Source organism: Leifsonia sp. Root4 (assembly GCF_001425085.1).
Classification (GTDB): domain Bacteria; phylum Actinomycetota; class Actinomycetes; order Actinomycetales; family Microbacteriaceae; genus Microterricola.
The window spans coordinates 365,065-379,397 of the sequence record NZ_LMDN01000004.1; the positions used below are offsets into that span (position 1 = coordinate 365,065).

Genomic DNA, 14,333 nt, shown 5'->3' on the forward strand with positions numbered 1-14,333 from the left:
ACTCTGTGGAGAGATCGGCGCCCGTCAGAACAGCGGGAAGAAGAAATAGCGCAGGCTGAGGAGCATCAGAACGAGCGAGAACGCCACGAGGAGGACGATCTGCAGCTTCTGCTGATCGCGCTTGCGCGTCTCGACGAAGATCAGTCCGACGATGGCGCCACCGATGAGACCACCGAGGTGTGCCTGCCACGCGATGTTCATACCGGGGATGAACCCGATGACGAGGTTGATGCCGACGAGGACGAGCAACTGCTTGGCGTCGCCGCCGAGCCGACGCTGGATCACGAGGAACGCGCCCATCAGGCCGAAGATGGCACCGGACGCCCCGACGACAGGGGTCAGCGGATCACTCAGCAGCAGAACGCCGACCGATCCGGCGAATCCGCCGATCAGGTAGAGCGCAAGGAAGCGCCAGCGCCCGAGGAGCTGTTCGAGTAGCTGCCCGAAGATCCACAGCGTGTACATGTTCAGCAGCACGTGGAAGATGAAGCCGGTCGAGTGCACGAACATCGCCGTGATCATGCGCCACGGCTCAAACGATCCCGGGTGTGAGTACACGCCGGCGTACCAGAGCGCTCCGGTCACCTGCGCGCCGATGACGGGCAGGACCTGCAGCACGAAGATGAGCAGGGTGATGCCGATGAGGCTGTACGTCACAACGGGCGCGCCCTGCCCCGTCATCCGGGTCAACAGCGCCGACTTGGTGCGTGGCGCCGATGCGCGCTGCTCACTCATGCATTCGGGGCAGGTAACGCCAACTGCCCCGACTGTTTGACAGTCGGGGCAGATGGTACGGCCACAACGCTGACAGAGCACGAAGCTCTGACGCGAGGGGTGCCGGTAGCAATAGTTTGCCGCCGAGTCCGGCACCGAGCTCATGCGAGACCTAGAGCTGCTCGATGGTGATGCTCTCGATGACGACGTCGTCGAGCGGACGGTCGCGGCCGTCAGTCGGAAGCGAGCCGAGCTTGTCGACGATCGCGCGCGAGTCGGCGTCTTCGACGGCACCGAAGATGGAGTGCTTGCCCTGAAGCCAGGTGGTCGGAGCCGTGGTGATGAAGAACTGCGAACCGTTGGTTCCGCGACCACCCTGGATGCCCGCGTTGGCCATGGCCAGCATGTAGGGCTCGGTGAAGTCGAGGTCGGGGCTGATCTCATCGTCGAACTGGTAGCCCGGTCCGCCGATGCCCTGGCCGAGCGGGTCGCCGCCCTGGATCATGAATCCGGGGATGATGCGGTGGAAGACCACACCGTTGTACAGCGGTGCGTTGCTCTTCTCGCCCGTGCTCGGGTGGGTCCATTCCTGCTCACCGGTGGCGAGTCCGACGAAGTTGCGGACGGTCTTCGGGGCATGGTTGCCGAACAAGTTCACCTTGATCGGGCCGTAGTTGGTGTTGAGCGTTGCGACAGCGGTGTGCTTGGACATATCAACATTCTCTCACAGGCATCCAGACGCTCCCGCGATGTTCGCGCGCAACGAACTGCAAACTCTCGCCCCGTTCACAGCCCATTCGGTGGCAAGATGGTAGCTGTTCGCCAGAGACACGATGGAGGGTCCGAATGAGCCTGTCACGAAAGCGTCGCAAAGAACTCGACCACCTGCGCAGTAGCGCCGAAGAATTGTGGGAGCACCAGCAGGCCGTCCTCGACCACGCCAACGGCGTCGCCCGCGAGGCCAGCCGTCAGCTCGGTCACCTCACCCGCGAAGAGGTCGCACCGCGCGTGCGGGAGAGCTACGAGAACTACGTCCGTCCAGGAGTGGACACTGCCCGTGAGATCGCCAAGGGAACCGGCGCGACGATCGAGCGCACCGTCGTCCCCGCACTCGGCAACGCCCTCGGCGCCGTGATGAGCGTCGGCGACGTCGCTCGTGATGCACGGGTGCGCGCAGCCTTCAACCGCATCGCACCGGGGAAGGTCGTCGTTCCGGAGAAGAAGAGCTCCGGCATCGGCGGCACGATTGCCCTCGCGGCGGCCGTTCTGGTCGCAGCAGGCGTCGCCTACGCCGTGTGGCAGACCTTCCGAGCCGATGATGAGCTCTGGGTCGCGGACGACGAGTCCCCCTTCGACGGGTCGCGCGCCTAGTCGAAGACCAGTTGTTCGGCCGTCACCCACGCTGGGTGGCGGCCTTTCTGGTTCCCCGCGCCGAGACCGGCTGTGCTGGCCGCGTCAGTGGACGTCACCGGACGTCAGCGGTCATCTGCGCTCGTCAGAGCTCATCGGGATGCCGTTGGCTGGCTGGCGCTCATTGAGGGCCAGAGCGATGCGCACGAGCTCGACGGTCTTGAGCTCGTCGAGCTCATCGAGCGGAACCCACCGCGCCTCATCGCTGGAACCGTCGAGTTCGTGGGTGATCTCCCCAGAGATGACGTGCGCCCGGTAGAGCACGCGAATCGCATTCAGCGGGTGTGTGGCGCCGGCGAGGCGTGAGCGGGCCGCGATGACGTGGTTGTCGATGCCCAGCAGCACGTCGAGGCCCGCGTGGTAGCCGGTCTCCTCGAAGATCTCGCGCACGGCTGTCTGTGCGGGGTTCTCGCCGCCCTCGAGGCCGCCACCCGGAAGCGTCCACCCGCTCCGCCCATGCTCATTCCAGTGCGCGAGGAGAATGCACCCGTCTCGAATGATCACCCCGTAGGCAGCAACCCTGATGTCCATGCCGCAACACTAGTGCCGCGCACTCCGCGATCGAGGCGTTAATCAGAAGAAGGCCGACTCTCGTCGGCCTTCTTCTTTCAATCTGTAACTGTGGAGCCTGGGAGAATCGAACTCCCGACATCCTGCTTGCAAAGCAGGCGCTCTACCAACTGAGCTAAGGCCCCGCGGGGAAGATTCTGGGAATCTTCCCCGGTGGAATGGCTGTTGCAATTACTTGTTTCAGCCATTTCGTGGGGATACCAGGACTTGAACCTGGGACCTCTTCGTTATCAGCGAAGCGCTCTAACCGCCTGAGCTATATCCCCGAATGGGCAGATATGAGACTACCTGACCACTGCCCGAAAGGTGAAATCGGGCACGTATTCCCGCGCGCGTCTAGTTGTTTGTGAAGCCGACGAGCACGCCGCCGGTGACCTTCACGCTCAGGTTGTAGAGCACGGCCATGATGGCGCCGAGCGCCGTCACGACGACGAGGTCGAGCAGCGCGACGACGACGGTGAAGCCCATCACCTGAGGCAGCGAGAGGATCGCCGTGAGGCTCTGAGCCCCGCCGGTGATGTCCTTGAACAGCTTGTCTGCCTCGTCGAAGATGCCAGTCGAGTCGAGCACCGTGTAGATCAGGAAGGTGCCGACGATCGTGATGATCGCCAGGCAGATCGAGATCAGGAATGACAGCTTCACGGCCGACCAGAAGTCGACGTAGACCAGCTTCAGGCGCACCTGCTTGGTCGACGGGCGACGATTGGATTTCTTCGCCAGTTTGTCAGCGACACTACTCATTTACGGTTTCATCCTTCCCGGGTTCGCCCTCTGTCACGTCCGACTCCTCGTCGGCGTTCTCCAGATTGCGTTCGGTGTTCTTCGCGATGGCGATGATTCGATCATCATCGGCAAACTTGGCGAATACAACGCCCATTGTGTCGCGCCCCTTGGCAGGGACTTCAGCGACGTCAGAGCGTACCACCTTGCCGCTGGCAAGAACCACAAGAACCTCGTCCTGCTCCTCGACGATGATCGCGCCGGCCAGATCGCCCCTGTCCTCGCTCAGCTTGGCCACCTTGATGCCCAGGCCGTTGCGGTTCTGCAAGCGGTACTGGTCGACGGAGGTGCGCTTGGCGTATCCACCCTCTGTCACGACGAACACGTAGCCCTCGTCGCTGACGACGGATGCGTCCAACAGCTCGTCGTCACCGCGGAAGTGCATTCCGCCGACGCCGGAGGTGCTGCGACCCATGGGGCGCAGTGCCTCGTCGCTGGCCTTGAAGCGGATCGACATGCCCTTGCGGGAGACGAGGAGCACGTCGTCGTCCTCGTTCAGCAGCATCGCCGAGACGAGGGCATCGCCCTCGCGCAGCTTGATGGCGATGATGCCGCGAGAACGGTTGGTGTCGTACTCGGAGAGCGCCGTCTTCTTGATCAGGCCGTCACGGGTGGCGAGCACCAGGTACGTCGCAACCGAGTAGTCGCGGATGTCGAGGATCTGTGTGATCTCCTCGTCCGGCTGCATCTCGAGCAGGTTCGCGACGTGCTGGCCCTTCGCATCGCGGCCGGCCTCCTGGATCTCGTAGGCCTTGGCACGGTAGACGCGGCCGGCGTTCGTGAAGAACAGCAGCCAGTGGTGCGTCGTGGTGACGAAGAAGTGCTCGACGACGTCATCCGCACGCAGCTGGGCGCCCTTGACGCCCTTGCCGCCGCGGTGCTGGCTGCGGTAGTTGTCACTGCGCGTGCGCTTGACGTAGCCGCCGCGGGTGACCGTGACCACCATCTCCTCTTCGGGGATGAGGTCCTCGATGCTCATGTCGCCGTCATAGCCGTACATGATCTCGGTGCGGCGCTCGTCGCCGAACTTGGCGGTGACCTCGGCCAGCTCGTCGATGATGATCTGGCGCTGGCGGGTCTCCGAGGCGAGGATCGCGTGGAACTCGGCGATCGCCAACTCGAGCTCGTTCAAGCGGTCGATGATCTTCTGACGCTCGAGCGCGGCCAGTCGACGCAGCTGCATAGCCAGGATCGCGTCTGCCTGCAGCTGGTCCACGCCGAGCAGGTCCATCAGACCGAGGCGAGCTTTCTCGACATCCGGGGAGCGGCGGATGAGGGCGATGACCTCATCGAGGGCGTCGAGCGCCTTCACGTAGCCACGCTGGATGTGTGCCTCGGCTTCGGCCTTCTTCAGGCGGAACTGGGTGCGGCGAACGATGACCTCGACCTGGTGCATGACCCAGGCGTGGATGAAGCCGTCGATCGAGAGCGTGCGCGGGATGCCATCGACGATGGCGAGCATGTTGGCGCCGAAGTTCTCCTGCAGCTGGGTGTGCTTGTAGAGGTTGTTCAGCACGACCTTGGCCACGGCGTCGCGCTTGAGCACGATCACGAGGCGCTGGCCGGTGCGGCCGGAGGTCTCGTCGCGGATGTCCGCGATGCCGGTGATCTTGCCGTCCTTGACCAGATCGGCGATCTTGATGGCGAGGTTGTCCGGGTTGACCTGGTACGGCAGCTCGGTCACGACCAGGCAGGTGCGGTTCTGGATCTCCTCGACGTTGACCACGGCGCGCATCGTGATGGAGCCGCGGCCGGTGCGCTGGGCGTCGTGGATGCCCTTGACTCCGAGGATCTGGGCGCCGGTCGGGAAGTCCGGTCCCTTGATGCGCTGCATGAGAGCTTCTTGCAGCTCCTCGCGCGTCGCGTCGGGGTTCTCGAGGTACCACTGGGCACCGGATGCCACCTCGCGCAGGTTGTGCGGCGGGATGTTCGTGGCCATACCGACCGCGATGCCGACCGAGCCGTTGACGAGCAGGTTCGGGAAGCGGGCCGGCAGGACCGACGGCTCCTGCGTGCGGCCGTCGTAGTTGTCCTGGAAGTCGACCGTGTCCTCGTCGATGTCACGGACCATCTCGAGGGCGAGCGGGGCCATCTTGGTCTCGGTGTATCGCGGGGCGGCAGCGCCGTCGTTGCCGGGAGAGCCGAAGTTGCCCTGGCCGAGCGCCAGCGGGTAACGCAGGCTCCAGGGCTGGACGAGGCGCACCAGCGCGTCGTAGATGGAGCTGTCACCGTGCGGGTGGAACTGACCCATCACGTCGCCGACGACGCGCGAGCACTTGGAGAAAGCCTTGTCCGGGCGGTAGCCGCCATCGAACATCGCATAGATGACGCGGCGGTGCACCGGCTTGAGACCGTCACGCACATCGGGCAGCGCGCGCCCGACGATGACGCTCATGGCGTAGTCGAGGTAGGACCGCTGCATTTCCAGCTGCAGATCAACCTGGTCGATCTTGCCGTGCGCCTTGAACGTGTCTGCGGCCAGCTGCTCGTCGGCGCTCAACTGTTCGCCACCGGTGATGTTGTCTTCGTCTGCCATTTGTCTTCTCGTCTACTTACTCAAGTTCGTACGGGTGCTCTCAGAGGCTTCGCCAACCGGCCGGAAGGGCCGATTGGCTCGAGCCCTGATCGGATCGCCGCTGCGCGGCTCTCGCGATCAGATATCCAGGAAGCGCACGTCTTTCGCGTTCTGCTGAATGAAGTTGCGGCGGCTCTCGACGTCCTCGCCCATCAGGGTGGAGAAGATCTCGTCGGCCGCGGCCGCGTCGTCGAGGGTGACCTGCAGCAGTGTGCGGGTCTCCGGGTTCATCGTGGTCTCCCAGAGTTCCTGGTAGTCCATCTCGCCGAGACCCTTGTAGCGCTGGATGCCGTTGTCCTTCGGGATGCGCTTGCCTGCCGCAGCCCCCTCGACGAGGAGCGCGTCGCGCTCCCTGTCCGAGTAGACGTACTCGTGAGCCGAGTTCGACCACTTGAGACGGTACAGCGGCGGCTGCGCCAGGTAGACGTAGCCGAGGTCGATCAGCGGCCGCATGTAGCGGAACAGGAGCGTCAGCAGCAGCGTCGTGATGTGCTGGCCGTCGACGTCGGCATCCGCCATCAAAACGATCTTGTGGTAGCGGACCTTCTCGGTGTTGAAGTCCTCGCCGATGCCGGCGCCGAATGCCGTGATCATGGCCTGGACCTCGTTGTTGCCGAGGGCGCGGTCGAGGCGGGCCTTCTCCACATTCAGGATCTTGCCGCGCAGCGGCAGGATGGCCTGCGTCTCCGGGTTTCGCCCCTGCACGGCGCTGCCGCCGGCCGAGTCACCCTCGACGATGAACACCTCGGAGATCGAGGGATCCTTCGACTGGCAGTCCTTGAGCTTGCCCGGCATTCCGCCGGACTCGAGCAGGCCCTTGCGGCGGGCGCCCTCGCGGGCCTTGCGGGCGGCGAGGCGAGCCGTTGCGGCCTGCAGCGACTTCCGGATGATGTCCTTGGCCTGGTTCGGGTTGCGGTCGAACCAGTCAGCGAGCTCGACGCCGACGACGCGCTGCACGAATGCCTTCGCCTCGGTGTTGCCGAGCTTGGTCTTGGTCTGGCCCTCGAACTGCGGCTCACCGAGCTTGATCGAGATGACCGCGGTGAGACCCTCGCGCACGTCGTCGCCGGAGAGGTTCTCGTCCTTCTCCTTGAGGATGCCCTTCTCACGCGCGTACTTGTTCACGAGGGTGGTGAGTGCGGCGCGGAAGCCCTCTTCGTGGGTTCCACCCTCGTGCGTGTTGATGGTGTTGGCGTAGGTGTGCACGCTCTCGGTGTACGCCATCGTCCACTGCATCGCGACCTCGAGGGCGATCTTGCGCTCGGTGTCCTCCGTCTCGAAGGAGATGATCTCGTCGTGGACGACCTCGGCCTTCTTGGCGGTGTTCAGGTACTCGACGTAGTCGCGGAGGCCCTGCTCGTAGAGGTAGGAGTTGTGGCGCGGCTTGCCCTCGTCGTCGCGGCTCGACTCGCGCTCGTCCGTGAGGTTGATGCGCAGTCCCTTGTTCAGGAACGTCATCTGCTGGAAGCGGGCCCGCAGCGTCTCGTACTCGAAATCGATCGTCTCGAAGGTGTCGGCGCTCGGCCAGAAGGTGATCTGGGTACCGGTCTCATCCGAGGCCTCGCCCTTTTCTAGAGGAGCGTCGGGCACACCGTGCTTGTAGCTCTGGCGCCACACGTGTCCCTGGCGCTTCACCTCGACCTCGAGGCGGCTGGAGAGCGCATTCACGACGGAGGAACCGACGCCGTGCAGACCACCGGAAACCGCGTAGCCACCGCCGCCGAACTTGCCGCCAGCGTGCAGAACGGTGAGGACAACCTCGACCGTCGACTTGCCGAGACCCTTGTTCAGGTCAACGGGGATGCCGCGGCCGTTGTCGATCACGCGCACCGCGCCGTCGGCGAGGATCGTCACGTCGATGACGTCGCAGTAGCCGGCGAGGGCCTCATCGACGGAGTTGTCGACGATTTCGTAGACAAGGTGGTGCAAGCCGCGGGGACCGGTCGAACCGATGTACATTCCCGGACGCTTGCGCACCGCCTCAAGTCCTTCGAGAACCTGGATGTCGTCTGCTCCGTATTCGGGCACTGCATCGCTCGTATTCGGTTCCGATGTCATATGAAATTAGGCTCCTGACCGTCGTTTAGGCGACTCCCCATGCTACCAAGAAGGGCACCATCCCCGGGGAGATTTCGCGATCTGAGGGCCTTGATTTCGGTAGTTGACCGAATTTGTTTGCCTACCCGTAGGTATCGCGCGGGCCACGCCCTGGAATCGATCTGGGGCCCTTTTTCCAGGAAGGGGCGTTCGGCCCCTGAAAGCGGATCGAGACGACACCCGCTTCGGTGAACTCCGTGACGATGCGCGTCATGATCTCAACACGCATGAGGCGCAACTGCGTCGCCCACGCTGTCGACTCGCATTGCACCGTGAGCACACCATCATCGATCCCGAGCGGCGTCGAGTGTTTAGCGGTCTCGGCTCCGGCGATCGCCGCCCAGGAGTTCAGCAGATCGGCCTGGGTGAGGGGGGCCCGCCAGCCCAACTGCTTCGTGAGCAGCTCGAGGGAGTCGCCGAGCCCCTTCGGATCGCGGCCGATGCCGAAGGCCTGGCTCTCCGCCGGGTCGTGGAGCTTCTTGCGCTTGAGGCGCGCCCCCCGCGGGAACCCACCGAACACTTCTTTGAGGTGCAGGTAGACCCGGCTTGCCTCGGTCTCGTCCGGCAGCGACGATCGGTGTTGAACGGTTGGGTTTGCCGTGGTCGCCGCGATATCGGGGCTCGCCGACGTCCCCGACCGGCCTGGCGAACGGGGCGGCTGTGGCAGATCAGGCATCGACGATCTCCCCCGCGCGGATGTGGATGGTGTGCGCGGCGAGGGCCGCCGGAACGTCGTCGAGCACGGCGGCGGTGATGAGCACCTGCTCGTAGCCGGTGACAGCCTCGGCCAGCCGGCTCCGGCGCTGCTGGTCGAGTTCGGCGAAGACGTCATCGAGGATCAACACCGGGTCGCCGGCAGCGGCCTCGCGGCGGAGGATCTCGGCCGCAGCCAGCTTGAGGGCGAGGGCGAACGACCACGACTCACCGTGACTCGCGTAGCCCTTGGCGGGAAGGGCGTTCAACATGAAGACGAGGTCATCGCGGTGCGGCCCGACCAGGGTGATCGCGCGGTCGAGCTCCTTGCCGCGCACAGCCGCGAGAGCCGAACGGAAACGCTCCGCCGTGCCGCTTCCTTCACTGCCGCTGCCGTTGGTTGAGCTCGGCGGCGTGACCTCCACCGCGCTGAAGCCATCGTCACCGTCGATGTCCGCGCCGAGAATGCTCAACTGCGGGCGGAGATCGGGCCCATGATCGTCGCCGGCGACGGCGTGGTAGGCGCGGCGCAGCGGTTCGCGCAGAGCGCGGACCAGCTCCAGCCGTTCATCGATGATCTCCGAGCCCAGTGCGACCAGGCGCTCATCCCAGATGTCGAGAGTCGACAGCGCGTCGCCGCGCACGCCGCGCGCCCTGGCCGATTTCAGCAGGCTGTTGCGCTGTTTCAGCACACGGTCGTAGTCGGCGAGCACTCCGGAGAGTCGCGGGGAGCGCAGGATCAACAGCTGGTCGAGGAAACGCCGTCTGCCCGATGGTTCGCCGCGCACGAGCGCGAGATCCTCCGGCGCGAACAGCACGCTGGAGAAGTAGCGCGGCAGCTCGCGGGGCTTGATCGCTGATCGGTTGATCTGCGCCCGATTCGCGCCGACCCGGTTGAGCTGGACCTCTGCGAGTATCGACCGCTGCCCGTTTTCGAGCCTGGCCCGGATGATCGCGGCATCCCGGCCCGCGCGAATCATCGCGTGATCGGTCGACACCCGATGCGAGCCGAGGGTACTGAGATAGCCGAGTGCCTCAACGAGGTTGGTCTTGCCCTGCCCGTTCCGCCCGACGATGAGGTTCGCGCCGGGGCGCAACTCAACCTCGGCAACCGCATAATTGCGGAAGTCGCTGAGACTCAGATGCGAAACGAACACGGCCCCAACTTTATCGGGCTCCCTCTGACAGCCCGCCGGTCACGCTAGCCTTCGGACTTCTTGACCTCATGGCCACCGAACTGGTTGCGCAGGGCGGCAACGGCCTTCATCGCCGGCGAATCGTCCTGTCGCGAGACGAAACGGGCAAAGATCGACGCGCTGATCGTCGGAACGGGGACGGCGTTGGCGATGGCCTCCTCGACGGTCCATCGGCCTTCGCCGGAGTCGTCGACGTAGCCCTCGATGTCGCTCAGATCGGCGTCCTCGTCCAGCGCGCGCACGAGCAGCTCGAGCAGCCAGGAGCGCACGACGGTGCCGCGCTGCCAGGCCTTGAACGTTCCGGGCACGTCCTTGATCAGGTCGCTCCGTGCATCGAGGAGCTCATAGCCCTCCGCGTAGGCCTGCATCAATGCGTATTCGATGCCGTTGTGCACCATCTTGGCGTAGTGGCCGGCGCCGACCTCGCCGACGTGAACGAAGCCTTCCTCGCGCGGGCCCTCCGGGCGCAGCGCGTCGAAGACGGGCATGACACGCTCGACCTGGGCCGCGCTTCCACCGACCATCAGGCCGTAGCCGTTCTCACGGCCCCAGACCCCACCGGAGACACCGGCATCGATGTAGTCGATGCCCTTGGCGCCGAGCAGTTCCGCGTGCTTGAAGTCCTCGGTGAAGCGGGAGTTGCCACCGTCGATCACGAGATCGCCCGGCTCGAGCAGCTCGTTCAGCTCGTCGATCACAGCATCGGTGATCGCGCCGGCGGGTACCATCACCCAGACGGTGCGGGGTGCGGGCAGAGCGGCGACCATCTCGGCGACGGTCGCGACATCCGTGACCTCGGGGTTGCGATCGAAGCCCGTGACGTCGATGCCCTGTGCGCGCAGGCGGCTACGCATGTTGCCGCCCATTTTTCCGAGACCGATGAGACCGATGTGCATTGTGTTTCCTTGGCTTGAGGTGCAGCAACGACGGATGTCGCGGCTATCGTGCGAGTGGCGCGACGTTGCGTCAAGTTCGGGGTTGGTTGATGTGGCCTAGCGCAGCAGCAGGTTGGGCTGCAGCAGGTACTTGTAGCTGTCGGCGCTCGGTTCTTCCTTCGAGCTCTGGCTCGTGATCAGCACAGGGCCGGGCTTGTTCGGGTTCTCGGTGCGGGTGAACGAGATGCGCACGAACTCGGAGTGAACCGCCCCCAGGCCGTCGAGCAGGAACTGGGGCTTGAGCGAGACCACGATCTCGTCACCGGTGAGCACGGCGTCGATGGTCTCAGAGGCCTGCGCCTGTTCCGAGCCGATGGCCTCGAGTGTGAGGCCGTCAGCCGAGAAGCTGTACCGCAGGGCCGCCTCGCGCTCCAGGACGAGGGCGACGCGCCTCGTCGCCTCGATGAGCTCCGCGGTGTTCATCACGGCGTGGTTCGGCGTGGTGTCAGGGAACAGACGACGAACGGGCGGGAAGTTGCCCTTGATCAACAGGCTGGTGACGGTCTTCTTGTTCGCGGTGAACGCGATCAGTTCCCGGTCGTCGTTGTTGGTGATGGCGACCGAGATCGTGCCGGCATTGCCGAACGTCTTGCCCACTTCCTGCAGGGTGCGGGCCGGAACCAGTGCGGTGATGGTCTCACCGCTGGCGTTGTTGCCGCCATCCCAGTTGATTTCTCGCACGGCGACGCGGTAGCGGTCGGTGGCGACCAGCCCCAGGCTGTTCTCGCTGACCTCGAGCTGCACGCCAGTGATCACGGGGGTGACGTCGTCACGCGACGCCGCGACCGCGACCTGAGCAACGGCGGCAGCGAATTCCTCGGCGGGAACGAGTCCGGACTCGGAGCTGATCTGCGGGATGCTCGGGTATTCCTCGACGGGCATGGACAGGAGCGTGAAGCTCGCAGATCCGCTGCTGACGATGATCCGGCTCTCCTCGGTGCTGAATCGCACGGGGGCGTTGGGAAGTCTGTTGGCGATCTCGGCCAGGAGGCGACCCGAGACGAGTACGGTGCCTGTCTCCTCGACATCGGCCGCGATCTCGGTCTGCGCAGAGACCTCGTAGTCAAACGACGACAGGATCAGCCCGGTCTCCGTGGCCTGGATGAGCACACCGCTCAGAATCGGCAGCGTTGTGCGCTGCGGGAGGAGCTTGACGGCGAAGGAAACCGCTTCGCTGAAGACATCCCGGTTGGCCTGAAACTTCACGAAGGCGCTCCTGTTCGCTGCTTGTCGATTGCGCCTGACAGCGGGGCTGACGGGCTGGGCTCCATGCTAACCCCTGCCATTACGGCGTGGGTTTCTTGTCATTCGTTTCGGGCTCTGGGCGGCTCGGCCGTCCACAAGGTTGTCGCATGGGAGATCTCTTTAAGAATTCTTTAACGGTCTTAACCGCTGTGGAAACTGTGGATAACTATGTTAATTCGTTGTATACACAGAGAACTACGCGGCTGTCACTTGTTGAAGTTGTGTGAGCGTTAACGCCCTCATGCATGGGGAGCGGGTCGCGCCGAGAGGCTCAAACCCACAAGAACACGGCATTCTTCAACAGCTTCAAGCGAGTTGCTCATTAACTATCCACAAGTTATCCACAACATGTGAGTAGTGGAATATTCTGGCGGCCCGGGCGCGTCGAGCACAAGCCCCTACTTGTAGCGGTGGTTCTGCTTTATGCGGTTCGTGAGCTCGGTCACCTGGTTGTAGATCGAGCGACGCTCCTTCATGAGCTCGCTGATCTTCTTGTTGGCATACATCACCGTGGTGTGGTCGCGATTGCCGAACAGCTGCCCGATCTTGGGGAGCGAGAGGTTCGTGAGCTCGCGGCAGAGGTACATGGCGATCTGTCTGGCCGTGGCGACCGCCTGCGAGCGGCTGGACCCGTAGAGGTCGTCGACGGTGAGTTTGAAGTAGTCAGCAGTGTTCGTGATGATGTCTGCCGGCGCGATCACGTTGTCCTCGTCGAGGGTGATGAGATCCTTCAGCACCGTCTGCACCAGGTTCATGTCAACCGGTGTGCGGTTGAGGCTGGCGAAGGCGGTGACGCGGATGAGCGTCCCCTCGAGCTCCCGGATGTTGGAGGACACCTTGGTTGCGATGAATTCGAGGATGTCGTCTGGCGCCTGCATGCGCTCTGATTGCGCCTTCTTGCGCAGAATGGCGATGCGGGTCTCGAGGTCGGGCACCTGCACATCGGTGATGAGGCCCCACTCGAAGCGGCTCCGCATGCGGTCCTCGAAGCCGGTGAGCGCCTTCGGCGGCAGGTCGCTCGTGATGACCACCTGCTTGTTGTGATCGTGAAGCGTATTGAAGGTGTGGAAGAAGGCTTCCTGCGTCTCGGCCTTGCCCTGCAGGAACTGGATGTCATCGATCAGGAGGATGTCGATGTTCCGGTAGCGGGACTGGAAGACCGCTCCCCTGTTATTGGCAATCGAGTTGATGAAGTCGTTGGTGAACTCTTCCGAACTCACGTATCGCACGCGCACGCCCGGGTAGAGGCTCATGGCGTAGTGACCGATGGCGTGCAGGAGGTGGGTCTTGCCGAGCCCGGAGTCGCCATAGATGAAGAGGGGGTTGTACGCCTTGGCCGGGGCCTCGGCGACGGCGACGGCCGCAGCGTGAGCGAATCGGTTCGACTGACCGATGACGAAGTTGTCGAAGCTGTACTTCGGGTTCAGCCTGGTGTCATTGGACTGTTCCGGCGAACTGTGCTCGAAGACGGACTGCGGGGTCGCGGGGGTCTCCACGACGTTGGGCGGGGTGACCGGGACCGCGGGCTGGTGCTGTGGCGGCATCGTCTGGGGCACACCCAAGGACTCCGGGGACTCGAATGCCTGCTGCGTTGCTGCGTCGTTCTCCAGCTCCGGATTGACGACGACATAGAAGTTGGTGATGGCGGGCGTTCCGATGGCACTCATCGCCGCCAACAGCGACGTTCGCATGCGCTGGTTCAACATGCTCGCGGTGAAGTCGTTCGGGACTTCCAGATAGAAGGTGCCCGCTGCGATCCCCTTCGGCTCGACCAGGTTGAGGAAGCCGTAAAGCATCGGGGTGATCGTGCTGTCCGACGTGAGTCCCGCGAGCACATCGCTCCAGGTGTTCTCGATCGGCTGTTCGACGTCGGCCATTGTTCTCCACACTTCTTGTGTCGCTGCGATGCTCGTGCCCGACTCGGTACCGCGGGCAGTGATGCTGCGTGCGGATGGTGGTGCCATGGATCCGAGAAAGTTGAAAAGTACTCACAGAGTTATCCACCGCTGTGGGTAACTCCCACAAAACTAGCGGAACTATGGGTATCTTGCTGGGGATAACTTCGTGGGCAATGCTCAGAACCGACCCGCATTCCTGCAGAATAGGAGGCGGGCGGCC

Annotated in this window: 12 protein-coding genes and 2 tRNA genes; 1 reads left to right on the forward strand and 13 read right to left on the reverse strand. The window is 63.9% G+C overall.

Annotated elements, in window-relative coordinates:
- Positions 1-24: 24 nt before the first annotated feature.
- A complete protein-coding gene (locus ASC66_RS15030; RefSeq protein ID WP_235496948.1) occupies positions 25-735 on the reverse strand; it encodes a rhomboid family intramembrane serine protease in 711 nt (236 codons plus the stop codon).
- Positions 736-886: 151 nt separating this feature from the next.
- Entirely contained in the window at positions 887-1,426 is a 540-nt protein-coding gene (locus ASC66_RS15035; RefSeq protein WP_055841276.1) for a peptidylprolyl isomerase, read from the reverse strand.
- A gap of 134 nt (positions 1,427-1,560) precedes the next feature.
- Between ASC66_RS15035 and ASC66_RS15040 the strand changes: the two genes are divergently transcribed.
- A complete protein-coding gene (locus tag ASC66_RS15040; protein WP_055841279.1) occupies positions 1,561-2,085 on the forward strand; it encodes a hypothetical protein in 525 nt (174 codons plus the stop codon).
- Between the two features lie 111 nt (positions 2,086-2,196).
- Here the strand turns inward: ASC66_RS15040 and ASC66_RS15045 are convergent, their stop codons facing one another.
- From ASC66_RS15045 to dnaA, 11 genes are all read right to left on the reverse strand, one after another.
- Positions 2,197-2,655 carry an NUDIX hydrolase gene (locus tag ASC66_RS15045; protein ID WP_055841282.1) on the reverse strand — a complete coding sequence of 153 codons (459 nt, stop codon included), beginning with the start codon at positions 2,653-2,655 and terminating at the stop codon, positions 2,197-2,199.
- A 91-nt stretch (positions 2,656-2,746) separates the two neighbouring features.
- Positions 2,747-2,819: transfer RNA gene (locus tag ASC66_RS15050), tRNA-Ala, on the reverse strand.
- Positions 2,820-2,886: 67 nt separating this feature from the next.
- Positions 2,887-2,960 (reverse strand) — tRNA-Ile (locus ASC66_RS15055).
- Between the two features lie 70 nt (positions 2,961-3,030).
- Positions 3,031-3,435 carry a DUF3566 domain-containing protein gene (locus tag ASC66_RS15060; protein WP_055841285.1) on the reverse strand — a complete coding sequence of 135 codons (405 nt, stop codon included), beginning with the start codon at positions 3,433-3,435 and terminating at the stop codon, positions 3,031-3,033.
- The gene (gene gyrA / locus ASC66_RS15065) at positions 3,428-6,010 is read right to left on the reverse strand and encodes a DNA gyrase subunit A (RefSeq protein WP_055841288.1); all 2,583 of its coding nucleotides are present in this window, start codon (positions 6,008-6,010) and stop codon (positions 3,428-3,430) included. Before gyrA ends, ASC66_RS15060 begins: the two co-directional genes overlap by 8 nt.
- A gap of 117 nt (positions 6,011-6,127) precedes the next feature.
- A complete protein-coding gene (gyrB, locus tag ASC66_RS15070) occupies positions 6,128-8,107 on the reverse strand; it encodes a DNA topoisomerase (ATP-hydrolyzing) subunit B (RefSeq protein ID WP_055841291.1) in 1,980 nt (659 codons plus the stop codon).
- A gap of 121 nt (positions 8,108-8,228) precedes the next feature.
- The gene (locus ASC66_RS15075; protein WP_082492371.1) at positions 8,229-8,822 is read right to left on the reverse strand and encodes a DciA family protein; all 594 of its coding nucleotides are present in this window, start codon (positions 8,820-8,822) and stop codon (positions 8,229-8,231) included.
- Entirely contained in the window at positions 8,815-9,996 is a 1,182-nt protein-coding gene (recF, locus tag ASC66_RS15080; protein ID WP_055841294.1) for a DNA replication/repair protein RecF, read from the reverse strand. The genes ASC66_RS15075 and recF overlap by 8 nt, the downstream gene beginning before the upstream one ends.
- Positions 9,997-10,040: 44 nt before the next feature.
- Positions 10,041-10,931 carry a phosphogluconate dehydrogenase (NAD(+)-dependent, decarboxylating) gene (gene gnd / locus ASC66_RS15085; RefSeq protein ID WP_055841297.1) on the reverse strand — a complete coding sequence of 297 codons (891 nt, stop codon included), beginning with the start codon at positions 10,929-10,931 and terminating at the stop codon, positions 10,041-10,043.
- 96 nt (positions 10,932-11,027) lie between these two features.
- Complete coding sequence (gene dnaN / locus ASC66_RS15090) at positions 11,028-12,176, reverse strand: DNA polymerase III subunit beta (protein ID WP_055841300.1); 1,149 nt, start codon at positions 12,174-12,176, stop codon at positions 11,028-11,030.
- A 437-nt stretch (positions 12,177-12,613) separates the two neighbouring features.
- Complete coding sequence (gene dnaA / locus ASC66_RS15095; protein ID WP_055841303.1) at positions 12,614-14,092, reverse strand: chromosomal replication initiator protein DnaA; 1,479 nt, start codon at positions 14,090-14,092, stop codon at positions 12,614-12,616.
- Positions 14,093-14,333: the final 241 nt, after the last annotated feature.

Excerpts from the sequence above, each read along its gene's own strand:
- ASC66_RS15045 (WP_055841282.1), bottom strand. The coding sequence starts at position 2,655 with ATGGACATCAGGGTTGCTGCCTACGGGGTGATCATTCGAGACGGGTGC.
- ASC66_RS15060 (WP_055841285.1), bottom strand. The coding sequence starts at position 3,435 with ATGAGTAGTGTCGCTGACAAACTGGCGAAGAAATCCAATCGTCGCCCG.
- dnaA (WP_055841303.1), bottom strand. The coding sequence starts at position 14,092 with ATGGCCGACGTCGAACAGCCGATCGAGAACACCTGGAGCGATGTGCTC.
- gyrA (WP_055841288.1), bottom strand. The coding sequence starts at position 6,010 with ATGGCAGACGAAGACAACATCACCGGTGGCGAACAGTTGAGCGCCGAC.
- ASC66_RS15040 (WP_055841279.1), top strand. The coding sequence starts at position 1,561 with ATGAGCCTGTCACGAAAGCGTCGCAAAGAACTCGACCACCTGCGCAGT.
- ASC66_RS15030 (WP_235496948.1), bottom strand. The coding sequence starts at position 735 with ATGAGTGAGCAGCGCGCATCGGCGCCACGCACCAAGTCGGCGCTGTTG.
- gyrB (WP_055841291.1), bottom strand. The coding sequence starts at position 8,107 with ATGACATCGGAACCGAATACGAGCGATGCAGTGCCCGAATACGGAGCA.
- gnd (WP_055841297.1), bottom strand. The coding sequence starts at position 10,931 with ATGCACATCGGTCTCATCGGTCTCGGAAAAATGGGCGGCAACATGCGT.
- ASC66_RS15075 (WP_082492371.1), bottom strand. The coding sequence starts at position 8,822 with ATGCCTGATCTGCCACAGCCGCCCCGTTCGCCAGGCCGGTCGGGGACG.
- ASC66_RS15035 (WP_055841276.1), bottom strand. The coding sequence starts at position 1,426 with ATGTCCAAGCACACCGCTGTCGCAACGCTCAACACCAACTACGGCCCG.